Consider the following 23,213-nt stretch of genomic DNA (forward strand, 5'->3'; position numbering starts at 1 on the left):
GATTGAATCAAGCGACGAAGCGGTTGCTCCGGCGTCGGGCGAGCAGGTAGCCGCCCACACCGGTGACGAGCAGCAGGGCGCCGATGCCCGCGATCAGAGTGGTGGAGGTGCCGGTGATGGGCAGCGAACCGCCGTCGTCGTCGCCACCACCACCACCGCCGCCGCCCGGGGCCGCGTTGACCACGATTGTGGCCTTGTCGTTGGCCGGTTTGATGTCGTCCTGGAAGCTGCTGCCGCCAGCGCAGTCGCACGGCGCGTTGACCCAGACCGTGCCTCGGGCGTTGGGGATGACCTTGTCGATGCGCAGCCGGAACTTCAGGGTGTAGGTCTGCCCGGCCACCAGCAGCATCTCCGAGGCGCACTGGTACGTGCGAGTGCCCGGCCGCAACCAGCAGGCCTCAGGGGCCTCGACGGCGGAGGTGCCCGGCGGGAGCTCGACGTCGTAGTGGGCGGCGGCCTCGTACTCCTCGCTCACACTGTCGAGCGTCGCCGGGCCGTTGTTTCGGAAGCCGACGGTGGCCGTGACGACGGCGCCGGCCGCGCCCTCGAGCGAGGAGCCGATCGCCGCGAGGTCGGTGCCGTTCGTGCCGGTGGCCTTGACGAGCCACCCGGTGTAGTCGTTGCCCGGGCCGACGTCGGTCTGGTCGGCCTGCCGTGTTTTGCCGGGCGCCTTGGCCAGAGTCAGTTTCGGGCCGCTGCCGGGGGTGGCCGCCCGGGTGCCGACTGCTTCCCGCACCCGGGTCAGGTCCTCGAAGTCGGCCGTCGTCATGAACTGTGCGTAGCTGGACTGGTTGGTGGGGGCGTAGGTGTCCTTGGCGAGTTCGAGGTTCAACGTGGTGGCCAGCCCGGTGCCCACCGGGATCTCCTCGTCGAACTGACAGGAGACGAGGTGGTCGTCGGAGTAGCGGCAGTTGCTGAACCGGTCCCTGGTCCGGGTCGAGTAGGTGAAGTCGAAGACCGCGACGAACCCCTCGACCGTCGTGTCGCCGGCGTTGGTCACGGCCAGCGGCACAGTGAACTTTCCGCCCGGCTTGGACGAGACGGTCGTGTACGGCCCGCCGGCCAGGTCGACTCCCTCGCCGACCCGGACCCGCGAGGTGTAGCTGCCGCTGCGCCCACCGGCCGCCTGGAAACTGACCACGACGTCCCCGGAGTCACCGGGCTGCGCATCCTCGGTGAGGCCGATGCGCACCCGCTTCGCCCCGTTGCGGTAGACCCCGCTGCCCAGCGGTGGCAGCTCGTAGAGGACGACGTCGAAGGGCTCCTCGCAGACGAGAACCCCCGTCTCCGGGGCGGTGCACCGCTGGCCGTCCTCGTCGGAGTCAATGGTGATCTTGTCGGCCAGGGAGCGGTAGTCGTACCGCACGGAGAGGTCGGAGAGGGTCGTCGACTCGTCGGCGTACAGGAGCAGGCCCCGGGTGGCCGCCTCCGAACCGACGGCCAGGGTGGTGTCCTGGAAGTAGGGCGCGATCGGGGCGGCGGCGACGGCGGGGGTGGCGGAGGCGGCGACCAACGCGCCGGCGGCGCCGAGCCCGGTCAGCCAGCGGAGCCAGTGCTTGGGCATGGAGGTCCTCCCGTAGGGATGCAGGTGGCGCTCGTCCAACCTAGGGAGACGCCTGCTCCTCCGGTAACCCTCTGCGATCGATATTTGTCGAATGACCCGAACGGTTGAACACCCTCTGGCGCAATGGGCAGCCGACCCGGCGGCGTGGTCGGCTCAGCGGTAGTCGTCCTCATCCCCGGTGACCACCCGGGCCTGCTCCATCGCGTCCCAGTCGTCGACCTCCAGGCCGCGGTGCGGCTCACTGTCGACGTCGGCGGGGCCGGCGACCGTGGCCTGCTCGACCGCGTCCGCCGGATCGGCCTCCGGGTCGCGTTCGTCGGGCGCGAGGTGATCGCCGGGGGTGAAGTCCTCATCGGGCTGACCCATCGTCCCTCCCGGGGGTCTCGGGGCACGGTTCCCACCCACCGTACGGGCTGGGTGGGCGTACCGCCCGGAAGCGGAGTAGGCCGAATCAGCCCTCGGCGACGCGACCCGATGCCAGGATGGTGCCGTGGGCTTCCTCATCAGACTGGCGATCACCGCTGTCGCGTTGTGGATAACCACGCTGATCGTGCCCGGGGTGGACGTGCACGCCCGATCGGGTGGCAACACCGTGCTCACCCTGATCGTGGTGGCGCTGATCTTCGGCGTGATCAACGCGGTGCTCAAACCGGTGATCCGGGTTGTCGGCTGCGTGTTCTACCTCCTGACCCTGGGCCTGTTCGCGCTTGTGGTCAACGCGTTGCTGTTCCTGCTCACCGACCGGATCGCCCGCGGGCTCGACCTGCCGTTCCAGGTGGACGGATTCTGGCCGGCGTTCTGGGGAGCCATCGTGATGACAGTGGTGACCTGGTTGATCAGCGTCATCGTGCCGGACAACCTGGACCGCCGGTGAAACGGCTGGCACCCGGGTCGGTTGTTCCGGCGCACCTCACCTACGGGATACTTCCGGGTGGAGGACAGCGCGGTCCGGCGCACAAATGAAGAACAGCGGCCAGCAAGGCCGAGAGTGGTAAGTAAGGAGCACATCACATGCCCATCGCTTCCCCCGAGGCTTACGCGGAGATGCTGGACCGCGCCAAGGCTGGCCGGTACGCGTACCCCGCGATCAACGTGACCTCCTCCCAGACGCTGAACGCGGCGCTCAAGGGCTTCGCCGACGCGGAGAGCGACGGCATCATCCAGGTCTCCACCGGTGGCGCCGAGTACCTCTCCGGCCCGTCGATCAAGGACATGGTCACCGGCGCGGTGGCGTTCGCCGCGTACGCGCACGAGGTGGCCAAGAAGTACTCGGTCAACATCGCCCTGCACACCGACCACTGCCCGAAGGACAAGCTGGACAAGTTCGTCCGTCCGCTGATGGGCATCTCGCAGGAGCGGGTGAAGCGCGGCGAGGAGCCGCTCTACCAGTCGCACATGTGGGACGGCTCGGCCGTGCCGGTAGCGGAGAACCTGCAGATCGCCGCGCAGCTCCTCGACGAGGCGGCCAAGGCCAAGATCGTCCTTGAGATCGAGGTCGGCGTCGTCGGTGGCGAGGAGGACGGCGTCGAGAACGCCATCAACGACAAGCTCTACACCACCACCGAGGACGGCCTGGCCATGGTCGAGGCGCTCGGCCTCGGCGAGAAGGGCCGCTACATGGCGGCGCTGACCTTCGGCAACGTGCACGGCGTCTACAAGCCGGGCAACGTCAAGCTGCGCCCCGAGATCCTCAACCAGATCCAGGAGGCGGTCGGCGCCAAGTACGGCAAGGACAAGCCGCTCAGCCTGGTCTTCCACGGCGGCTCGGGCTCCCTGCTCAGCGAGATCCGCGAGGCTCTGGACTACGGCGTGGTGAAGATGAACATCGACACCGACACCCAGTACGCCTTCACCCGCCCCGTCGCGGACCACATGCTCCGCAACTACGACGGCGTGCTGAAGATCGACGGCGAGGTCGGCAACAAGAAGCAGTACGACCCGCGCGCCTGGGGCAAGGCCGCCGAGGCCGGCCTGGCCGCCCGGGTCGTCGAGGCGTGCGAGCACCTGCGCTCCACCGGCACCACGATGACCAAGTAACGACGTCTACCGACGGCCGGCTCCCCGCACGGGGCGCCGGCCGTCGTCGTCAGGTCGTCAGCAGGCGTACGGCCTCGCGAACGTCGTCGGTCAGGTGGATCGTCGACGACAGGTCACCAAACGGGGACGCGGCCAGCAACGGGCGCAGCAGCGCCTCCACCGGCAACTCCTGGGTCCAGTAGGCGCGGTCCAAGAAGATGTACGCCCCGCTGGCCCCGTCGGTGCCGTAGTAGGTCTTGGTGGCCGCCTGGAACACCTCCTGCACCGTGCCCGCCCGCCCCGGCGCGAAGACGATGCCGCCCCGGGCGAGGCGCAGGATGGTGTCCTCCCGAATCGCGTTCGAGAAGTACTTCGCGATCCGCCCGGCGAACAGGTTCGCTGGCTCGTGCCCGTACAGCCAGGTCGGGATGGCCAGCCCACCGGCACGCGCCCAGCCCAGGTCGTCGCCACGTTGCCGGGGCACCCCCGCGTACCGTTGCCGGACCGTCAGCGCGACGGCCGTGTACCTGTGGTGGTCGGTGAAGTCGGGGGCGGTGGCCAACAGGTCGATCGCCGCCGTGACATCGGTCGCCGGCCGGTCCGCCAGGAAGGCGCCGAGGTTCGCGGCCTCCATCACCCCGGGACCGCCGCCGGTCACCACCAGCCGGTCGGCCCGCGCCAGCTCCCAACCCAGCACGGCCGCCATCCGGTACGGGGGACTGCCGCGCCGCACCGCGTGGCCACCCATGATGCCCACCACCGACTGCGGCCCGTGCGCGTTCAGCCAGACCCGGGTGGCGTCGCCCAGCGCGTTGTCCACGCCGTGGTCGTGCAGCCGCTGACCCAGCGCCTCCTTGACGTCCGGCAGCGCGCCGCCGTGCGCTCGGTAGTGGTCGTACACCCGGGTGTCGTACATCCCGGTGAACCCGCCCTCGGCGAACCCGGCAGCCAAATCCTCCGGGGTGTAGAGGTGCGTCGGCTGGGTCGGGTACGGCAACCCCGAGAACGGCGGCACCACGTTCGCGCCGCGTCGGACCAGGTCGGCGCCCACGTCCCGGGACGCGAACCGGCAACCGACGAAGAGGGTGCCGGTGACGTCGACGCCGGTCAGGTCGGGCGCCGGCGCGAGGTCGAGCCGCAGGCCCTGCACGGTCAGCCCGGTCAGCTGACCGGTGGCCAGCTGCTGATCGAGCTCGGCCCGGGTCTGGATCTCGCCGGCGTGCAGGTGCGGTTCGATGACGTCTGCGGGAGGTGGGGTCGGCACCGGGCCATCCTGCCCGTCCGCCGGGGCTGGCCAAACCTCGGGCCCGGGATGGAACCGACAGGAGCCCGGCGGTCGTGGCCACCGGGCTCCTGCATAACCGGTTCCTGGGGAGGCTCCGGACCATTAGTTGTAGTGGAAAACACCTGGCAGCGGCATAGGCCGCAGGCGTGACCAACTCCTCAGCCGTTCAGCGGAACACGTCGGCCGACCCGCTCGCGTGTCGCCCTGTCCAGCGGGTTGAATGGGGCGATGCAGAACCTTTTGCCAGAGCCACCGGCCACCCGCCTGCCCGTGAACGAGGAGGCCGACGCCGCCCTGGCCGCCGCCGACGAGGCCGGCACCGATGAGGCGTACGCCAACGTGGCGGCCGGCTTCCCGACCTACAGCGCGGCCTGGGCGGAGCTCGCGGCGCGGGCGTTCGCGCAGGGCCAGGTGGTGATGGCGTACGCGTATGCCCGCACCGGCTACCACCGGGGCCTCGACCAGCTGCGCCGCAGTGGGTGGAAGGGGCACGGCCCGGTGCCGTGGTCACACGAGCCCAACCGGGGCTTCCTCCGTTGCCTGTACGTGCTGTCCCGGGCGGCCGACGAGATCGGCGAGGCCGACGAGGCGGCCCGCTGTGCCCAGTTCCTGCGCGACTGTGACCCGGAAGCGGCGGACGCGCTGGCGAGCAACTGACCCCGCACCGGCAGCCGGCCCCGAGGCGGGGCCGGCCACCGGCGGGTCACAGCCCTTCGGCTACCGCGGCGGCGATCTTCAACCAGGCGTCCCGGGTGGCTGAGGAGAGCCCGCCGTACCGGATCGGCTCGCCGCTGTCGATGAGCCGCTCGTACGGGGCCAGCAGCACCGCCCGGGTGCGGGCCGCGAAGTGCTCCTGGATGGCCGGCAGGTCGATCTCCTTGCGCGACGGCGGCATCGACACCACCGTCACGGCCTGCCGGACCAGCCGTTGCCGGCCGCTCTGCTCCAGGTGGTCGAGCATCCGGGCGGCGGTCTCGGCGGAGTCGTTCCGGGCCGACATGGTGACCACCAACTGGTCGGTGGCGTCCATCGACGCCTGCCAGTTCTGCGCCCGGACATTGTTCCCGGTGTCCACGAAGATCAACTTGTAGAACCGGCTGACCACCTCGCGGATCTCGGCGAACGCGGCGGCGGTCAACATCTCGCCACCGGTGGCCGACTCGTCCGAGGCCAGGACGTCGAACATCCCCTCGCCCTGCGAGCGGACGTACTGCGACAGGTCACCGACGCGCCCGTGCGCGCCCTGGAACTGCCCGAGGTCACGCAGCATGTCCCGCACCGTGCGGGAGTGGAAGTCCTGTTGGGCGCGCATCCCCAGGGTGCCCTGGGTCTCGTTGTTGTCCCAGGCCAGCACGTAGCCGCCGCGCTTCTGACCGAACGTCATCGCGAGCAGCAGGATGGCCACCGTCTTCCCCGCGCCGCCCTTCGGGTTGACCACGGTCACCTGCCGCAGACCGCCGAAGTTGCGGCGCACCATCTCGATGTCCCGCTTGAGCTCCTGCTCGTGCCGCCCCGGGGAGAGCCGGAGCAGGCCCATCTTGTTGACCACCGCGCGTACACCCATTGTCGCCACCGGGTCGGCGGGTCGGACCTGGCGCCGTCGGGCGAAGTCCTCGGCGGTCGGCGCTGCGGTCTCCTCCGGCGTCCAACTCGCGTCCGGGTACGCGGTCGCATCCGGGTACCCGGGGGTCGGCACCCGGGTCACCCCGTCGGCCTCCTGGTACGGCTGCCCGGGCGTGCCGCCGGGCGAGCCCTGCTGCCAGGGCGGTGGGTACCAACCCGGCGAGGGCGGAAACGGCCCAGGCGGTGGGGTCGCCGGCCCGGCCTGCGGAGGAGCGTGCTGCGCTGCGGGAGGGATGTGCGGCGGGGTGCTGAACTGCGTCAGGTCGGGAGGCGGGTTGCTGAACTGCGTCAGGTCGGGCGGCGGCGGAATCTGCGTTGAGCCGGCCTGCCCGGGGATGGCCGGGGTGAACGGCTGCCCCGGGTGCGCCAGCGCGGGACCGGCGTATGGCACGACGGGCGGCGGCGGAATCGGCGGCGTCGCGCTGGCCTCGTCCTGAGCGGGTGCTCCAGCCGGGCGTTGCGGCGGATACGCCCATGGCGATTCGGCAATCGGCCGCACCGGCCCGTCGGCGGACCCGTCTTCACCGGGCCCGCCAGCCTGCGCTGCCGGCCCGGCTGCCTGCGGCGCGGGTCCGGCTGTCTGCGCTGTCGGTCCGCCAGTCTGCGGCGCGGGCCCGGCTGTCTGCGCTGTCGGTCCGCCAGTCTGCGGGGCGGGTCCGCCGGGCTGCGGTGGCGGCCCGGCCGGTTCAGGGCCAGCTGCCGAGGGGGCTGCCGGCGCTGCGGCCGTCGGGCCGCTGGTGGTGCTCGGGCTGCCGGCGGACGCCGTGGCGGCCGGGATGGGCCGGTCGGTGGCTGCGGCCGGCGCGGCGCGCTCGGCGGCGGCTGCTGCGGTGGGGCGGTCGGCGGCGGTGGGGCGGTCCAGGGTGAACGGCAGGTCCAGGTCGACGCCTCCCGGTGCGACCGGCGCGGCGGTCGGACCCCGGTCACCGTGCGGTGCGTACGACGCTTCGCCGGCCTTGCTGGTCAGGTCGGATGCGGCACTGGCCGCGTCGCTCGTGGCGGGTCGGCCGCCTCCCGGCACGGAGGTGGTGTTCGGGGTCGCAGCGGTGGCGGGTAGGCCGGTGTCAGTTGGCCCGCCGTTGCTCCCGGAGCCGGTTGCCGGTGGTGTCGGCTGGGCACCGGTTGCCGGCGGTGTCGGCTGGGCACCGATCGCTGGTGGTGTCGGCTGGGCGCCGGTCGCGGGCGGGGCGGGCGGCGGGGACACGGCGGCCGGATCGGTCGGTGGTGGCCAACTCGGCTGCGCCGGCGCCCAACCCGACCCGGTGCCGGACGGGCCGCCGGCCCCCCACCCCCCGGGTGCCGGGACGGCGCCGGTGAGCGACGGGTAGTCCGACGGCGAGGGCGGTGACTGGGCCGCAGCGCCAGGTTGGCCGGGAACCGGCGGTCGCGCGATCGGAGGCGCGGCTACCGGTGGCGTGACCGGCACCGCGACCGACGACGGCCCACCCCTTTGGTCGACGACCGCAGCCCAGGGTGGCGTCGCGCCCTGGTCACCCGGATCTGGCGGCCAGAGTGGTTCGATGTCCCGCTCCGGCGCCGGCTGCTGGCCGGGCACCTGTGCCCGGTCGGCGTTCTCGTCCATTACGGCCCTCCCCAGTCCTCCTGCGAGGATAGGCCCATTCACCCAGCAGGGCCGATCGGCGCAGCAGGTCGGCCGGTCGGTGCCGTCGAGGTCAGCTCGACCAGACCGCCCAGGCGCCCGGCTCGATCCACCAGGAACGCTTGCGGGTCAGCTCGCCCTCGACACCATCGTCGAGGTACGGCACCTTGCCCTCCCTGGGCAGCACCGACACCGCCCGCCCACGGGCCCGCCGAACTTCGAGGCGTACCCGCTTGCGCCCCCACGCCGAGCGGACGACCACCGGTACGGCCACCGCGACCTCGACCTGGCCGTCGGCCGGGTCCGGCGCGGTCAGCAGGGTCACGTCGTCGAGCGTCGCGTAGCCGCCGGCGTTGCCGACCGCGCAGGCCAGCAGCGGTTCCGAGCCGTCGCTGAGAATCGTGTCGTCGACCTCCACCCGGGCGCGCCAGTGCAGCGGCCGGCCGGCGTCGTCGGCGGCGCCCAGGAGCGCGCCGTCCAGGGTCACCGAGCCGCCGTCGTTGCGGAGCAGATCCAGCCGGCGCGGCGTGCCGTCCAGCACCGCGGCGGCCACCGCCGCCGGGTCACGGGGCAGCCCGAGCTGTGCGGCCAGGTCCCGGTGGGTGCCGCCACGGGCCGGGTCGAGCGGGAGTACGGCCACCGGCGGCAGGTCGGGCAGGGTCCGGTTGCCGGTCAGGTCCGCCGGGCGCTTGCTCGGTGCCGGGGCGTACCGCTTGACCAGCCGACGCAGCACGGCGCGCAACTGCGCGTCACTGGCCACGGCGACGACCAGCCGGGCCTTGCTGTCCGGGTCTGGCCAGGTGAGGCCGTCCGGGCGGGCCGGGCCGTCGAACCGGGCCAACACCGCGTCGATCTCGGCGTCGGAGCGGGCGGTGATCGTCTCCACCCGGGCGCCCCGGGCGTTCAACGCGTCGGCGCAGGCCAACACCGGCACCCGTGGCCGCTCCGTCGCGCACTGCTCGGCCTGGCCGATGTCCGTCTGGCCGGTGTCGGGCTGGCTCGTTGCGGCGGTGTCGGCCTGGCTGGTGTCGGCCTGGCTGGGGTCGGCCTGGCTGGCGTCGGCCTGGCTGGCGTCGGGCTGGCTCGTTGGGGCGGTGTCGGCCGCGGTTGCGCCGCCGCAGCAGGCCCCGCCGTTGCCACAGGCCCCGGGAGCGTCCCGTTCCGAACCGAGGGTGAGCAGCACCACGTCGTACACGGAAGGAGCCTCCTGCCTCTCGACGCGACCCCTGCCGGCCACGCCGTCACTACTTGTTAACCTGACACCCCGGGCTCGCCGAGCGGTCGCCACCTGGCACCCGAGCCTTCTGGAGGCGGAAGAGATGCCAGCGATCGTGCTCATCGGCGCTCAGTGGGGCGACGAGGGCAAGGGCAAGGTTACCGACCTGCTGGGTGAGCGGGTCGACTACGTCGTGCGCTACTCCGGCGGCAACAACGCCGGACACACGGTGATCACCCCGGACGGCCAGAAGTATGCGCTGCACCTGATGCCGTCCGGCGCGCTCTCGCCGGACGCGATGATCATCATTGGCAACGGTGTGGTGGTCGACCCGAAGGTGCTGCTCGCCGAGATCGACGGCCTGGCCGAGCGCGGCGTCGACGTGTCCCGGCTGCGGATCTCCGGCGACGCGCACCTGATCATGCCGCACCACCGCGCACTGGACCGGGTCATCGAGCGCTACCTCGGCTCGTCCCGGATCGGCACCACCGGCCGCGGCATCGGGCCGGCGTACGGGGACAAGGTCGCCCGGATCGGCATCCGACTCCAGGACCTGCTCGACCCGGGCATCCTGCGCAAGAAGCTGGAACTCGCGCTGCGCGAGAAGAACCAGATCCTGTTCAAGGTCTACAACCGCAAGGCGATCGACCTTGAGGCGACCGTCGAGGAGTACCTGGAGTACGCGGAGCGGCTCAAGCCGTACATCGCGGAGACCCGGGCGATGCTCTGGGACGCCCTGGACCGGGGCGAGACGGTGCTGCTGGAGGGCGCCCAGGCCACCATGCTCGACATGGACCACGGCACCTACCCCTTCGTGACCTCGTCCAATCCGACCGCCGGTGGCGCCTGCGTGGGCGCGGGCATCCCGCCGACCGCGATCAACAAGGTCATCGCGGTGAGCAAGGCGTACACCACCCGGGTCGGTGCCGGGCCGTTCCCGACCGAGCTGTTCGACGCCAGCGGTGACCACCTGCGCAAGGTCGGCGCGGAGTACGGCACCACCACCGGGCGGGAGCGCCGGTGCGGGTGGTTCGACGCGGTCGTGGCCCGGTACGCCTGCCGCCTCAACGGCGTCACCGACCTGGTCATCACCAAGCTGGACGTGCTCACCGGCCTGCCCAAGCTGCCGATCTGCGTCGGTTACGAGATCAACGGTGTCCGGGTCGACGACATGCCGATGAGTCAGACGGACTTCCACCACGCCAAGCCCGTCTTTGAGGAACTCGACGGCTGGTCGGAGGACATCACCAAGGCCCGCACCATCGACGACCTCCCGGAGAACGCCCGCCGCTACATCGCGAGGATCGAAGAACTCTGCAACACCAGAGTCAGCGTCGTAGGCGTAGGCCCAGGCCGAGAAGAAAACGTCCACCTCCACCCCCTCCTCCCCTAACGCCCACGCCCTCTTTGGCTCGGTGATCAAGAAGTTTGCGTCAGATTTCCCCGTGAGGTTGACGCAAAGCTCTTGATCACCGAGCCGAAGAGAGGGTTATCCACAGAGGTTTGGGAGTTGTCCACAGGGGCTTCACGCGGGTGCGGTGGGTGGGCAGGGTGTGGGCGTGGGTGCAGATCAGCTTCTTCGCCAGATCGCGGCCGGGCAGGACGGCATGGTCACCATGGGCCAGGCACTGCGTGCCGGCCTGACCCGGGATCAGATCCGGCAGTTGCACCGGTCCGGCAGGTGGCAGCGGCTTCTTCGTGGCTGCTTCGTTCCAGAAGCGGAGCTGAGCGATTCGACGCGACGGCGGGCGCGAATTCGCGCGTCGATCATGAGCCTCGGCCCAGGAGCATTCGCTGTTCTGGACTCTGCCTTGGAGTTGCACGGCATCGCGGGTCTTCGTCGGACATCACAGGTGCACGTCTCGGTCCCCGTCGATCGACCTCGACCTCAGCGCTCCCTGGTGCCGTGGTTGACGGTGCATCAGGTGACTGTCGGTTCTGGCGACGTCGTCGAGGTTGCGGGCATCCCGACGACCTCTCCGCTCCGCACCGTCTCGGACGTCATCCTTCGGGTTGATCGTTATCCAGCGGTCTCGGTGCTCGACTCGGCGCTTAACCGGGGCCGCATCGATCCGGCGCACCTGGCGACCATCCCGAACCTGATCCGGGGGCGGCGGGGCGCGGTGGTGGCACGCGCCTGTCTGACCGAGGCGGACGGTCGGTCGCAGTCACCGCTGGAAACGCGTAGCCGACTGCGGTGCGTGGACGGCAGGGTGGCGCCGGACACGCTCCAGTTGGAAGTGCGCGACGACGACGGCTATCTGCTCGGTATCGGTGACCTGGGTTGGCGCGGCCCAAGGCTGATCGCCGAAGCGGACGGCCGAGACGCGCACGGCATCCCGGAGGCCGTCTACGCCGACCGCCGTCGCCAGAACCGCCTGGTCAACGCCGGCTGGACCATCCTCCGTTTCACCTGGCAGGACACCCTCCATCCCGACTACATCCCCCAAACCGTCCGCCAAGCGATCGCGGCCGCCAAGCAAAGGTGATCAAGAGGTATGCGTCAAGAACGAGCCCACCGCTGACGCAAACCTCTTGATCACCGAGGGTCGGCGGGGGTTTGAGTGGGGGACAGTAGGATCTCGGGCGTGCGGGTTCTTTTGGTGGGTGGTGGTGGGCGGGAGCATGCGCTTGCGCTCGGGTTGGTGGCGGATTCGCGGGTTTCCGCGCTGATTGCGGCGCCGGGTAACCCGGGGATCGCGGGGCTTGCCGAGCTGCGGGCCGTCAATGCCACAGATCCGGCCGCGGTGGCGGCGCTGGCCGTGGAGACGGCGGCTGACCTGGTGGTGATCGGGCCTGAGGCGCCGCTGGTCGCCGGGGTCGCCGACGCGGTTCGCGCCAAGGGCATCGCCGTGTTCGGTCCGTCCGGCGCTGCCGCCCAGTTGGAGGGCTCCAAGGCGTTCGCCAAGGACGTGATGACCGCCGCCGGCGTGCCGACCGCCCGGGCGTACGTCTGCACTGACGAAGCGAGCACCGCTCGGGCGTTGGACGAGTTCGGCGCACCGTACGTGGTGAAGGACGACGGGCTCGCCGCCGGCAAGGGCGTGGTGGTGACCGACGACCGGGCCGCCGCGTTGGCGCACGCCAGCGAGTGTGGACGGGTCGTGGTCGAGGAGTTCCTCGACGGCCCCGAGGTCAGCCTCTTCGTGGTCACCGATGGCGAGGCGGCGCTGCCGCTGGTGCCGGCACAGGACTTCAAGCGGCTCGGCGACGGCGACAGCGGGCCGAACACCGGTGGTATGGGCGCGTACGCACCGCTGCCCTGGGCGCCGGCCGGTCTGGTCGACGAGGTCATGCGCGACGTGGTTCACCCGACGTTGGCGGAGATGCGTCGTCGGGGCACCCCGTTCGCCGGCCTGCTCTACGTCGGGCTCGCGATCACCCCCGCCGGCCCTCGGGTGATCGAGTTCAACGCGCGCTTCGGTGACCCGGAGACGCAGGTGGTGCTCGCGTTGCTGGAGACGCCGCTGGGTGGGCTGCTGCACGCGGCGGCCACCGGCACGTTGGCCGAGCACCCGCCGCTGCGATGGCGGGACGGCAGCGCCGTGACCGTGGTGGTCGCCTCGGCGGGTTATCCGGCCGCGCCGCGCACCGGTGACGTGATCACCGGGGCGGACGGTCCGGGCATCATCCACGCGGGCACCGCCCGTCGGGCCAGCGACGGCGCGTTGCTCTCCGCCGGCGGTCGGGTCCTCTGCGGTACGGCCACCGGCGCCGACCTGGCCGCCGCGCGGGATGCCGCGTACGCGCTGGTGGACGGGGTGGAGTTGGCCGGCTCGCAGCACCGCACCGACATCGCCGCTGCGGCGATCGACGGCCGGATCACGATTCCCAGCTGAAACCGGGCAACCCCCGGCCGTCCCCTCGCCGTTTGACCGGTGAGACGAGGGGGTGGCCGGAATGCCGGTCGATGTCGAGGGTTACCGCGACTACGTCAGCGCGCGGCTGGAGCCGTTGCGCCGCACGGCGTACCTGCTCTGCGGTGACTGGCACACGGCCGACGATCTGGTGTCGGCGGCGCTGGTCAAGTTGCTCCGGCACTGGTCGCGCGTGTCCGTCATGGACAATCCGGACGCGTACGTCCGGCGTACCCTGCTGCGGGTCTGGTTGGACGAGCGGCGTCGGCCCTGGCGGCGGGAGGCCGCCTGGGCGGAGGTGCCGGATCGGCCGTTGGCGGCGGGTGCCACCGAGGGTGCCGCGGACCGCCTGACGATCCTCGCTCTGCTGGCCGAGCTGCCGCCGCGCCGCCGCGCGGTCCTCGTGTTGCGCTACTTCTGCGACCTGTCCGTCGAGGAGACAGCGCAGGAACTCGGCTGCACTCCAGGCACCGTCAAGAGCCAGTCCGCGCGTGGCATCGAAGCGATGAGGGCCCGCCTCGCCCCGACGCCGGATCGAGTCGAGGAGGTACGCAACGATGGATGAGCTCTACGACCAGCTGCGTGCGGCGGTCGCCCAGGCGCCGCCGACTCGGATCGACGTGGACGACCTCATCCTGGCCGACCGGCGTCGCCGCCAGCACCGGGCGTGGGCGTTGTCCGGTTCCGGGGTGGCCGTGGCCGTGATCGCACTCACGTCGACCCTGGTTGCCGGACCGTACCGGGATTCGCGGGAGCCGACGGCGCACACCGGCCCGTCGCTCTGTGCCCAGCTGAACGCGTCTGCCGGCGGGTCCGTGCCACCGTTCGAGCGGTACGGCTCGGCGCCGCCGTTCCCGTCGGAGCAGCCGGCCGCCGCCGTGGTCCGACTGACCGTGGCGCTGCGCACCGCTCTGAGCGTCAACCTGCCTCGTGGGCTGACCGTCGATTCGGGGGTGCCCGGGTGCCCGCTGCCGCAGCTGTCCTACGAGGGCACGGTGCGGCGGTACCTCTACCGGGTGCCGCTGAAGCTGTCCCGGGGCGGTGATCATGGCGATCTGGTGGTCAGCGTGGAGCCGGCCCTCGGGGCGGTACCGGCCTGCCGGCTGATGCTGGACTCGACGGAAGACTGCTCAACGGATCAGCTCCCGGACGGCACCCAGATGGCGTTGAACACCGAGGTCGACCCGGCGGCGGGCACCAGCCGCCGTTCGGTGATGGTGGGGCGTCCCGACGGGACGATGGTGGGAGTCGATCTGGCTCAGCGCAGTGCGTCCGTGGACGAGTTGTTGCTGTCCATGGACCAGTTGGTGGCCATTGGCCGGTGGCCGGGTCTCACGTTGTACCCGTGAGCGGCGCGGTGGTCGCGCCGGCTCGACCCCCGTGTCGAGGTGGCTAGGCGCGTACCCCCACCGAGGGCGCCTTCCGGAGCAGCCAGCCGACCGGCGGGCTGACCAGCGGACGCAGCGCCCACACCACCGGTCGGCTGGCGGTGATCCAGACCACCGCCACCACCACGGCGAGAAGTGCCAGCAGGGCCGGGATGCTGTCGACTCGGCTGTCGAGGGGGGACCACGCGAAGGCCAGCACGGCGAACCCGTGCAGCAGGTACGGGTACATGGAGTTGGCACCCCAGCCCGTGAGGAACATCTGGCGGCGCGGCGCCAGCATCATGATCGCCCAGGTCATCGCCGACGCGACGGCCATCAGTCCGAGCCGGATGAGGACGCCTTCGGTCACGTCCACCCCGATGCGCTGGTAGGTGCTGTTCCAGTACAGCCAGAGGATGGGCAGGCGCGAACCGACCAGGTAGGCGATCGGTACGGCAGCGATGAGCACGGTGACCGCGGCGAGCCGCACCCGGGCGGACGGGCGGTACGCCAGCCTGCCGCGTCCGAGCCAGACGCCGAGGACGAAGAAGGGCAGCATGCCGGCCACCCGGTTCAACGACATGGGGTGGCTGAGGACCGTTGTTGCTCCGGCAAAAAGGGAGACCCCGATCGCGATCAGGACCGCTCCGCGAAGCTGGGCGAACAGCGGGGTGAGCATCCGCCAGATGAGCAGGGCGGGCAGGAACCACAGGTGGTAGACCGGGATCAGGAACTGGCTGATCGTCCAGTTCATCGGCTGGTCCATGGCCGTGTAGAAGCCCATGTAGAGCAGTTGGAACACGACGTACGGAGCGAGCAGGTCACGCACCAGCGACGCCGCCCGGCGCCCGGTGAGCTCGGTTGCCGAGAGCATCCCCGACAGCATGGCGAAGGCCGGCATGTGGCACAGGTAGACAAGCGTGTATATCGTGCGCCCGCCCGGTGAGGAGCCGACCGTCTGACCCACGGTGTGGCCGAGCACGACCAGGAGGATCAGCAGCCCTTTGACGTTGTCGATGTAGGGGTCACGGGTGGCCGGCGCGACTGCGACGTCGCTGCTCTCGGGCCGCACCAGGGTTGTCACCCGGCAAGGCTGACGGGCCGCCGATATTCGATCTAGTCGAAGTGACCAAGATCACAAATCCTGGGATCGGCGGCCCGATCACCGGCCGAACCGCACGCCCCCAGGATCGGCGATCGCTGCCGGGCGGGCGGGCTTCCGGGACGTCCCGGCCGTTGGGTCAGCCGTAGTAGCGGCGCAGTTCGCGGCTGACCACCTTGCCGGTGGCGTTGCGGGGCAGGTACTTCACGAAGATCACGTCCCGGGGTACGGAGAACCGGGCAAGGAAGCGCCGGACGTATTCGCGGACCGCCTCGGGGTCGAGCGTCTCCCCGGGGTGCAGGGCGAGGAACGCGGAAAGGCGCTGGCCGTACTCGGGGTCGGGCACGCCGATCACAGCCGCCTCGCGGACCTGTGGCAGTTGCGCGAGCAGGTCCTCCACCTCGGACGGGAAGACGTTCTCGCCACCGGAGACGATCATGTCGTCGGCCCGGCCGTCGACGAAGAGCAGCCCGTCGACGTTGAGCCGGCCGAGGTCGCCGGTGTCGAGCAGGCCGTCGTGGGTCTCCCGGCTGGCACCGGAGGTGTAGCCCTCGAAGAGCATCTCGTTGCCGACGAAGATCCGCCCGACCTGTCCGTCCGGCACGGGTTGGCCGTTGTCGTCGAGCAACTCCAGTCGGGTGCCGTGCGGCGGACGACCAGCGGCGGTGGGCGCCTGACGCAGGTCCTGCGGGCCGGCGATGGAGGCCCAGGAGACCTCGGTGGACCCGTAGAGGTTGTAGAGGACGTCCCCGTAGACGTCCATGAACCTGGGGGCCAGCCCGCCGGGCAGTGCGGAGCCGCTGACCGCGACGACGGTGAGCGGGGGGCGTGGCTCCGGCGGGGGCACCTCCAGCAGTCGCTGCACCATCACCGGTACGGCGAAGAGGGCGTCGCAGCGCTGCGCGGTCAGGGCGGCGAGCGTGGCGGTCGGGTCGAAGCGGCGGTGCAGCACGATGGTGGCCCGCAGTGCCAGGCAGACCTGCAGGGCGGCGAATCCCCAGGTGTGGAAGATCGGCGCGGCGATCATCACCCGGTTCCGGGCGTGCAGGGGGATGCGGTCGATGATGGACACCAGCGGGCCGAAGCCACTGGGCGTCGGCCGCCGGGCACCCTTCGGCGTACCGGTGGTGCCGGAGGTGAGCACGATGATCCGGCCGTCGCGTTCCGGCGGGTGCAGGTCACCCGGGAGTGCCCCGGCCACCAACTCCTCGCGGGCGCGTTCGTCGAGCCGGGGCAGTTCGGCGGGGAGGCCCAGGACCCGTTCGGCGAACTCGTCGTCGTGCACGAGGAGCCGTAGCCGCTGCTCCTCGGCGACGGTGCCCAGTTGGGCGGCGCTGAGCCCGGTGTTGACCAGTACGGCGTCGACGCCGAGCAGGGTGGCGGCGACGATCGTCTCGATCAGACCGTGGTGGTTGCGGCAGAGCACGCCGATCCGGTCGCCGGCCTGTACGCCGAGCCCGGCCCGCATCGAGCGGGCCATCCGTTCGGCCCGGTCGAGCAGCTCGTGGTAGGTCAGCTCGACGCCGTTCTCGTCGATGACGGCTGGACGGCCAGGGTCCCTGGCGGCTGCCTGGCGTAGCTCGCCTGCCAGGCTCCACCCCCACGTCCGCAACGCGTTGAGCTGTGCGGCGACCCGGATCGGGCTGCCGGGGGTGAGCAGCCCGCGACGGGTCAGCGTGGCGACGATGAACGGCAGGTCCATGCCGCAGACCTCCTTGGGGTGGTGCGCGGACGGGGCAGCGGCCTGCCCGTCCATCAGGGCTTCTTTCCTTGATCATGCACTGGGCACGGCTGAAGGCCCAGTTGGCGTCGGCGTGGGGTGACGAAGACGGCACAGATCGTGGAATCCGCACCGCCGTCGGCCCGATCAGTGCGAGACGACCGGGCCGACGGCGGTCAGCGGATCTGCATCCCGGAGATCGCCCGGGAGATCACCAGTCGTTGGATCTCCGAGGTGCCCTCGAAGATGGTGTAGATCTTGGCGTCCCGGTACCAGCGCTCGACCGGGTGGTCACGCAGGAAGCCGGCCCCGCCGAGCAGTTGCACTGCCTTCTCGGTGACCGACACCGCCACCTCGCCGGCCTTGAGCTTGGACATCGACCCCTCGCCCGCGGTGAACGGGCGGTTGTTGCGGCCCATCCACGAGGCCCGCCAGACCAGCAGTCGCGCGGCGTCGATTTCCATCCGCATGTCGGCCAGCGCGAACGCGACCGCCTGGTTCTCGACGATCGGACGGCCGAACTGGACGCGGTCCTTCGCGTAGTCCAGCGCGTACTCGTAGGCGGCCCGTGCCACGCCGAGCGCCTGGGCGCCGACCGTGGGTCGGGACAGTTCGAAGGTACGCATCGCGGCCTGGCCGGTGGCCCGCTGACCGGAGCGCGCCCGGTCGAGGCGTTCCAGCAGGGCGTCCCGTCCGCCGAGCAGGCAGCGGCCGGGTACGCGTACCCCGTCGAGGAAGACGTCGGCGGTGTGGGACGCGCGGAGGCCGAGTTTGCGCAGCTTGCGGGTGGCGGCCAGGCCGGGGGTGCCGGGCGGTACGACGAACGCCGCCTGGCCGCGGGAGCCGAGCGTGGGGTCGACGGACGCGGTGACCACGTGCACCCCGGCGATTCCGCCGTTGGTGGCGTACGCCTTCTGGCCGTTGAGCACCCACTCGTCGGTGGCCTCGTCGTAGACGGCCCGGGTGCGCATCGCACCGACGTCGGAGCCGGCTTCCGGCTCGCTGGTGCAGAACGCGGCGACGGTCGGCGAGTCGACGTCGCCGAAGCACTGCGGCACCCACTCGACCATCTGGTCGGGGGTGCCGGCGCCGTAGATGGCGGCGACGGCGAGCGAGGTGCCGAAGATGCTCAGGCCGATGCCGGCGTCACCCCAGAAGAGTTCCTCGCTGGCGATCGGCAGGGAGAGCCCGGTCGGGTCGGCCCAGCAGGTGGCGAGGAACTCGAAGCCGTAGAGGCCGACCTTGGCGGCTTCCTGGATCACCGGCCACGGGGTGTCCTCGCGCTCGTCCCACTCGGCGGCGGCCGGGCGCACGACCTCGGCGGCGAAGCCGTGCACCCAGTCGCGTAGATCCCGCTGTTCCTCGTTCAGGTCGAGCGAGAACTCAGCCATGTCAGGCCTTGGGGATGTCGAACAGGTTGGCGATGTTGGCGGCGAGGCCGAGGTCGCCCTTCGCCTTCAGCTTGCCGGTCATGAACATCATCACCGGGTTGGCGCCACCGGAGACGATCTTCAGGAACTCGACCGGGCCCATGGTGAGGCTCAGCTTCGGGTCGTGCTGCGGGGTCTCGTTCACGACGCAGGTGCCGTCGGCGATGACCACCTCGTAGGTGTCGCTGCCGCCGTCGGGCCGACCGGTGATGACCCAGTGGATGACCGCGTTCGTGGAGCCGGCCCGGTCGGCGCGGAACAGCGACGGCATCCGGCCGAACACCTCGCCCAGGACCTTGTCGCGCAGATCGCCGGACATCACCTGGGCGATCTTGTCGTCCGGGGTGGACTTGACCAGCTGGGCGAACTCCTTGGGGCCGACGTTGGCGAAGGTGGCCGGGTCGAAGTCAGTCATCAGGTGCCTTCCGGAAGATTTGGCTACTCGCGCGTAACCCTACGCACGAGTAGGTATGCTCGCAAGGTGTCCACCGCTCCCGCCTTCAAGCGCCTGCCGCGCGCCGTCCGCGAGCAGCAGATGCTCGACGCGGCCGTCAAGGTCTTCTCCCGGCGCGGCTTCCACGCCGCCAGCATGGACGAGATCGCGGAGGACGCCGGCATCTCCAAACCCATGGTGTACGCGTACCTGGGCACCAAGGAGGAGCTCTTCGTCGCCTGCCTGCACCGGGAGGGCACCCGGATGATGGAGGCCATCGCCGGGGCGGCGGCCCCCGACCTGCCAGCCGACGAGCGGCTCTGGCGCGGGCTGAAGGCGTTCTTCGGCTTCGTGGGCGCCTATCGGGACGGCTGGGCGGTGCTCTACCGGCAGGCCCGGGGCGAGCAGCCGTTCGCCGGCGAGTTGGCCAGCATGCGGGCCCGGCTGGTCGAGGTGGTCGCCGGGATGCTCGACCACGCGCTGCGCGCCGAGGGCCGCGAGATCGCCGCCATCGACCTGGAGGTCGTCGCGTACGCCCTGGTCGGCGCGACCGAGTCGCTGGCCGACTGGCTGGCGGACCACCCGGACGCCGACCCGGAGAAGACGGCCACCCGGATGATGAACGTGGCCTGGCTCGGTGCCGCCCAACTCCTGCACGGCGTCACCTGGCGTCCGCCGGCCGACTGACGGCCCCGGCGGAGACAGCGTCGCTGCCCGACCCGCCGGCCCGCGCCGCACGACGCCGATGCCCTCGGAGCCAACGAACCACCTCGACGACCACCGTCACCGTCAGGGCGAGGCCCAGACCGAGCAGGAGACCGCGCAGCGGGTCCTGCTCGAAGGCCAGCCCGCCCAGATAGCCGACCAGCGCCGAGTAGAGCCCCCATGAGCTGGCGGCGAGCGCGTCGAAGGCCAGGAAGCGTCGGCGGGGAAAGTGCACCGCGCCCATGGTGAGGGTGACCGCGGTCCGGCCGCCCGGCACGTAGCGGGCCACCGTGAGGATCAGCCCACCGCGCGTCGCGATTCCCCGCCGGGCCCAGTCGATGGCGGCTCGGCGGCGACCGTCGGGCGGCAGCCGGTCGAGCAGCCGCGCGCCACCGACCCGCCCGATGGTGTACGAGACGTGGTCGCCGACCAGCGCCCCGGCGGCGGCCACCAGGATCACCGCCGGGAGATACGGCGCGCCGGAGGCTGCGAAGACTCCGGCGGTGATCACCGCCGTCTCGCTCGGGACCACCGGGAAGAAGCCGTCGAGCACCGCGATCGCGAAGATCGCCAGGTACACCCAGGGCGAGGACATCGTCTCGTGCAGCAGGTCGAGTAGATCCATGATCCTGATGCTGGTGTGGGTGGCGGCTCCCGCCATCGGCCAGTGGTCAGACGGGCACCACTACTTAGGTCGCAGCCTGCCCCGACGGCGGCTAGGGGTCATCCCTCAGCTCACCCCGGTCTGGCTGCGCGGGACACCTCGATCCGGCCGCGGAGCCCTAAGCTCGCTGCGTGGCCTCCTGCGCCGTCGCCGTCCGGCGGGCCGTCCAGCGGTACGCCTCGGTGCTGCTCGCCGTCACCGTCGCGGCCGCCGTCTGGGCCAGCTCGACCGGTGACATCGGCGTCCGCTCGCCGCTGCCGGGCGTCGTCGCGCTGTTCCTCGCGGTCGCCTCGGGTTGGGCCGCCGGCACCATCCGGACGCGCCGTTGGCCGTTGTTCCTGGCAGCGGCGGTCGGCTGGTGGGTGCTCGCCGCTGCGGCGGCCGGGGTGGTCGCCTCGTACCAGGCGGGTCTGCGGCTGCGTGGTCGACGGCTCGCCGGCTTCCTCGCCGGTGCGGCTGTGGTGCAGGCCGGTGGGGTGCTGATCGGGCTGGAGGTGGGCGGCGTACGCCGGATGACCACCGCGGCCAGTGGCAACGTGCTGATGCTGGCCATCTGTCTGGTCGGGCTCCCGTTGGTCTTCGGCCTCTGGGTGCGGGCACGTCGGGACACCCTCGCCGCCTTGCGGGACCGGGCCGAGCGGCTGGAACGCGAGCAGGAGGCCCGCGCCGACCAGGTCCGTGCCGAGGAACGGACCAGGATCGCCCGGGAGATGCACGACGTGGTCGCGCACCGGGTCTCGTTGATGGTGGTGCATGCCGGGGCGCTGGAGGTGACCGCCGTGGACCCGGCGACCGTCGGGGCTGCCGCGTTGATCCGGACGACCGGCCGGCAGGCGCTCACCGACCTGCGCGAGGTGTTGGGCGTGCTGCGACAGGCCGGCCCGGCCGTGGTGCCGGAGCGCGGATTGGACGCGCTGGACGAGTTGATCGGGGAGTCCCGGGCCGCCGGGCTGCGGGTGTCCCGCCAGGACGAAGGCGTGCCGACGGCACTACCGGCGACCCTTGGGCGTACCGCCTACCGGGTGGTCCGCGAGGCGTTGACGAACGTGCGCAAGCACGCCGCAGACGCCGAGACGGTCGTCGGCCTGCACTACCTGCCCGACGGGTTGGAGGTGCTGATCCGTAACGGCCCGTCCGAGGGCGGGGCGGCGCTGCCCGGTGCCGGCCAGGGGTTGCTCGGGCTGCGCGAGCGGGTGGAGTTGCTCGGCGGCCGGCTGGAGGCCAGGCCCGCCGACGGCGGCTTCCTGGTCCGCGCCCTGATCCCGCTGGCGGGTGCGGCGTGATCCGGGTGGTGGTGGTCGACGACGAGCACCTGGTCCGGGCCGGTCTGCGGCTGATCCTGGAGGCGGCGGAGGACATCACGGTCGTCGGTGAGGCGGCGGACGGTGCCGGCGCGCTGGAGCAGGCGCACCGGTTACGCCCCGACGTGGTGCTGCTCGACGTGCGGATGCCGGGCGTCGACGGGCTGACCGTCGCGCCCGACGTGGTCTCCGCCGGCCCGAAGGTGATCATGTTGACCACCTTCGACCTCGACGAGTACGTGCACCGGGCGCTCCGGGCCGGTGCGGTGGGATTCCTGCTCAAGGACACTCCGCCCCGCGAGCTGGCCGCCGCCGTCCGCACGGTGGCCGCCGGGAACGCGATGCTCGCCCCGACGGTGACCCGGCGCCTGATCAGCTCGTTCGCCGAGCGTGGTCCAGCCCGTCGGGACGCGGCGCGGCAGCGGCTCGCCCCGCTCACCGCGCGCGAGCTGGAGATCGTCCGCGAGGTGGCGCGTGGGCTCGGCAACGCGGAGATCGCCCGACGGTTGACGATGAGCGAGGCCACGGTGAAGGCACACGTCAGTCGGGCACTGACGAAACTCCAGGCGGGCAATCGGGTGCAGCTGGCCATCCTGGTGCACGACGCTGACCTGTTGTGACGCTGGCCGGCCGATCCGGCCCGGTCAGTGGCGGGCGGCAGCGCGGCGGTGCGCCCGGTGCCGCAGCCACCGGACGCCCTCAATGCCCAGCGTGATGATCACCGAGAGGCCGATCCCGGCGAGCACGCCCTTGACGGGGTGGCGCTCGAAGGCCAACCCACCGAAGTAGCCGAGCAGCCCGCAGTACAGGGCCCAGGTGACCGCGGCGATCGCGTCGTAGAGCAGGAACGACCGGCGGGGATACCGCACCGCGCCCATGGTGAGGGTGACCGCGGTCCGGCCGCCCGGTAGGTAGCGGGAGGTGGCCAGGATCAGCCCGCCGCGCCGGGCCAGCGCGCGACGCGCCCACTCGGAGCTGGCCTGTCGACGGCTGCCGTCGGGGAACCCGGCGAGCCGGTTCGCGCCGCCGCCGCGCCCGATGGCGTACGACACGTGGTCGCCGGCGCAGGCGCCCACCGCGGCGGCGGCGATCACCGCTGCCAGGTTGGGGCTGCCGCTGGTGGAGAGCACCGCGGCGGTGATGACGGCCGCCTCGCCGGGTACGGCCGGAAAGAACGCGTCGACCGCTGTGAGTCCGAAGATCAGCAGATACACCCAGGGCGAGGTGATCAGCTGTCGGAGCAGGTCGAGCGCGGAATCCATGCCCCCATGCTCGCCGGGTACGCCCCGCCCGGTGGCCGAGTCGGCGGATCACCTGCTCCGAGTCGTGG

The 23,213-nt window shown here is 71.5% G+C and carries 21 protein-coding genes and 2 pseudogenes; 12 read left to right on the top strand and 11 right to left on the bottom strand.

What is annotated here, in order from left to right:
* Nucleotides 1–7: 7 nt before the first annotated feature.
* Both V6U86_RS08910 and V6U86_RS08915 read right to left on the bottom strand, forming a co-directional pair.
* Nucleotides 8–1,564, bottom strand: coding sequence for an LPXTG cell wall anchor domain-containing protein (locus tag V6U86_RS08910; protein ID WP_334500619.1), 1,557 nt, complete (start codon nt 1,562–1,564; stop codon nt 8–10).
* Nucleotides 1,565–1,717: 153 nt separating this feature from the next.
* Nucleotides 1,718–1,930 (bottom strand): hypothetical protein, encoded by a 213-nt coding sequence (locus V6U86_RS08915; protein ID WP_091397476.1) that lies wholly within the window; start codon nt 1,928–1,930, stop codon nt 1,718–1,720.
* Between the two features lie 124 nt (nt 1,931–2,054).
* Here V6U86_RS08915 and V6U86_RS08920 point away from each other — a divergent pair, with 124 nt between their 5' ends.
* Together V6U86_RS08920 and fbaA are read left to right on the top strand one after the other, a co-directional pair.
* Nucleotides 2,055–2,438: a phage holin family protein gene (locus tag V6U86_RS08920; protein ID WP_334500624.1), complete on the top strand. Its 384-nt coding sequence runs from the start codon at nt 2,055–2,057 to the stop codon at nt 2,436–2,438.
* Between the two features lie 137 nt (nt 2,439–2,575).
* Nucleotides 2,576–3,601 carry a class II fructose-bisphosphate aldolase gene (fbaA, locus tag V6U86_RS08925; RefSeq protein ID WP_124771129.1) on the top strand — a complete coding sequence of 342 codons (1,026 nt, stop codon included), beginning with the start codon at nt 2,576–2,578 and terminating at the stop codon, nt 3,599–3,601.
* A 49-nt stretch (nt 3,602–3,650) separates the two neighbouring features.
* Here fbaA and V6U86_RS08930 read toward each other — a convergent pair whose 3' ends face one another.
* Nucleotides 3,651–4,844: an LOG family protein gene (locus V6U86_RS08930; protein ID WP_334500629.1), complete on the bottom strand. Its 1,194-nt coding sequence runs from the start codon at nt 4,842–4,844 to the stop codon at nt 3,651–3,653.
* Between the two features lie 249 nt (nt 4,845–5,093).
* Here V6U86_RS08930 and V6U86_RS08935 point away from each other — a divergent pair, with 249 nt between their 5' ends.
* Nucleotides 5,094–5,522, top strand: coding sequence for a DUF3151 domain-containing protein (locus V6U86_RS08935; protein WP_334500631.1), 429 nt, complete (start codon nt 5,094–5,096; stop codon nt 5,520–5,522).
* Nucleotides 5,523–5,568: 46 nt separating this feature from the next.
* Here V6U86_RS08935 and V6U86_RS33355 read toward each other — a convergent pair.
* Together V6U86_RS33355 and V6U86_RS08945 are read right to left on the bottom strand one after the other, a co-directional pair.
* A pseudogene (locus V6U86_RS33355) lies at nt 5,569–6,705 on the bottom strand (MinD/ParA family ATP-binding protein); the annotation flags it as partial.
* A 1,456-nt stretch (nt 6,706–8,161) separates the two neighbouring features.
* The gene (locus tag V6U86_RS08945) at nt 8,162–9,283 is read right to left on the bottom strand and encodes a hypothetical protein (protein WP_334500633.1); all 1,122 of its coding nucleotides are present in this window, start codon (nt 9,281–9,283) and stop codon (nt 8,162–8,164) included.
* Nucleotides 9,284–9,407: 124 nt separating this feature from the next.
* Here V6U86_RS08945 and V6U86_RS08950 point away from each other — a divergent pair, with 124 nt between their 5' ends.
* The 6 genes and pseudogenes from V6U86_RS08950 (at nt 9,408) to V6U86_RS08975 (ending at nt 14,510) form a co-directional block, all read left to right on the top strand.
* Nucleotides 9,408–10,697 carry an adenylosuccinate synthase gene (locus tag V6U86_RS08950; protein ID WP_334500636.1) on the top strand — a complete coding sequence of 430 codons (1,290 nt, stop codon included), beginning with the start codon at nt 9,408–9,410 and terminating at the stop codon, nt 10,695–10,697.
* A gap of 166 nt (nt 10,698–10,863) precedes the next feature.
* A pseudogene (locus tag V6U86_RS08955) lies at nt 10,864–11,004 on the top strand (type IV toxin-antitoxin system AbiEi family antitoxin domain-containing protein); the annotation flags it as partial.
* Between the two features lie 225 nt (nt 11,005–11,229).
* Nucleotides 11,230–11,793 carry a hypothetical protein gene (locus V6U86_RS08960; RefSeq protein WP_334500860.1) on the top strand — a complete coding sequence of 188 codons (564 nt, stop codon included), beginning with the start codon at nt 11,230–11,232 and terminating at the stop codon, nt 11,791–11,793.
* A gap of 99 nt (nt 11,794–11,892) precedes the next feature.
* On the top strand, nt 11,893–13,143 hold the full coding sequence (gene purD / locus V6U86_RS08965) for a phosphoribosylamine--glycine ligase (protein ID WP_334500638.1): 1,251 nt from the start codon (nt 11,893–11,895) through the stop codon (nt 13,141–13,143).
* Nucleotides 13,144–13,204: 61 nt separating this feature from the next.
* A complete protein-coding gene (locus V6U86_RS08970) occupies nt 13,205–13,726 on the top strand; it encodes a SigE family RNA polymerase sigma factor (RefSeq protein ID WP_334500640.1) in 522 nt (173 codons plus the stop codon).
* Nucleotides 13,719–14,510 (top strand): hypothetical protein, encoded by a 792-nt coding sequence (locus V6U86_RS08975; protein WP_334500642.1) that lies wholly within the window; start codon nt 13,719–13,721, stop codon nt 14,508–14,510. Before V6U86_RS08970 ends, V6U86_RS08975 begins: the two co-directional genes overlap by 8 nt.
* A gap of 43 nt (nt 14,511–14,553) precedes the next feature.
* Here the strand turns inward: V6U86_RS08975 and V6U86_RS08980 are convergent, their stop codons facing one another.
* The 4 genes from V6U86_RS08980 to V6U86_RS08995 all read right to left on the bottom strand — a co-directional run bounded on the left by V6U86_RS08980 (nt 14,554) and on the right by V6U86_RS08995 (nt 19,195).
* Nucleotides 14,554–15,612, bottom strand: coding sequence for an acyltransferase family protein (locus tag V6U86_RS08980; RefSeq protein ID WP_334500645.1), 1,059 nt, complete (start codon nt 15,610–15,612; stop codon nt 14,554–14,556).
* A gap of 157 nt (nt 15,613–15,769) precedes the next feature.
* Nucleotides 15,770–17,332, bottom strand: a complete 1,563-nt coding sequence (locus V6U86_RS08985; protein ID WP_334500836.1) for an AMP-binding protein — start codon at nt 17,330–17,332, stop codon at nt 15,770–15,772.
* Nucleotides 17,333–17,526: 194 nt separating this feature from the next.
* Nucleotides 17,527–18,741: an acyl-CoA dehydrogenase family protein gene (locus V6U86_RS08990; RefSeq protein WP_334500648.1), complete on the bottom strand. Its 1,215-nt coding sequence runs from the start codon at nt 18,739–18,741 to the stop codon at nt 17,527–17,529.
* Between the two features lies 1 nt (nt 18,742).
* Nucleotides 18,743–19,195 carry an SCP2 sterol-binding domain-containing protein gene (locus tag V6U86_RS08995; protein ID WP_238643034.1) on the bottom strand — a complete coding sequence of 151 codons (453 nt, stop codon included), beginning with the start codon at nt 19,193–19,195 and terminating at the stop codon, nt 18,743–18,745.
* A gap of 66 nt (nt 19,196–19,261) precedes the next feature.
* Between V6U86_RS08995 and V6U86_RS09000 the strand changes: the two genes are divergently transcribed.
* Nucleotides 19,262–19,900, top strand: coding sequence for a TetR/AcrR family transcriptional regulator (locus V6U86_RS09000; RefSeq protein ID WP_334500652.1), 639 nt, complete (start codon nt 19,262–19,264; stop codon nt 19,898–19,900).
* Here the strand turns inward: V6U86_RS09000 and V6U86_RS09005 are convergent.
* Nucleotides 19,875–20,546 (bottom strand): DedA family protein, encoded by a 672-nt coding sequence (locus V6U86_RS09005; protein WP_334500838.1) that lies wholly within the window; start codon nt 20,544–20,546, stop codon nt 19,875–19,877. The two genes, V6U86_RS09000 and V6U86_RS09005, sit on opposite strands and share 26 nt — an antisense overlap.
* 167 nt (nt 20,547–20,713) lie before the next feature.
* Between V6U86_RS09005 and V6U86_RS09010 the strand changes: the two genes are divergently transcribed.
* Both V6U86_RS09010 and V6U86_RS09015 read left to right on the top strand, forming a co-directional pair.
* On the top strand, nt 20,714–21,865 hold the full coding sequence (locus tag V6U86_RS09010) for a sensor histidine kinase (RefSeq protein WP_334500654.1): 1,152 nt from the start codon (nt 20,714–20,716) through the stop codon (nt 21,863–21,865).
* A complete protein-coding gene (locus V6U86_RS09015) occupies nt 21,862–22,503 on the top strand; it encodes a response regulator transcription factor (RefSeq protein ID WP_334500658.1) in 642 nt (213 codons plus the stop codon). The genes V6U86_RS09010 and V6U86_RS09015 overlap by 4 nt, the downstream gene beginning before the upstream one ends.
* Nucleotides 22,504–22,527: 24 nt before the next feature.
* Here V6U86_RS09015 and V6U86_RS09020 read toward each other — a convergent pair whose 3' ends face one another.
* Entirely contained in the window at nt 22,528–23,145 is a 618-nt protein-coding gene (locus V6U86_RS09020; protein WP_334500661.1) for a DedA family protein, read from the bottom strand.
* Between the last annotated feature and the right edge of the window lie 68 nt (nt 23,146–23,213).

This window comes from Micromonospora sp. CPCC 205558 (assembly GCF_036902955.1).
GTDB lineage: Bacteria > Actinomycetota > Actinomycetes > Mycobacteriales > Micromonosporaceae > Micromonospora.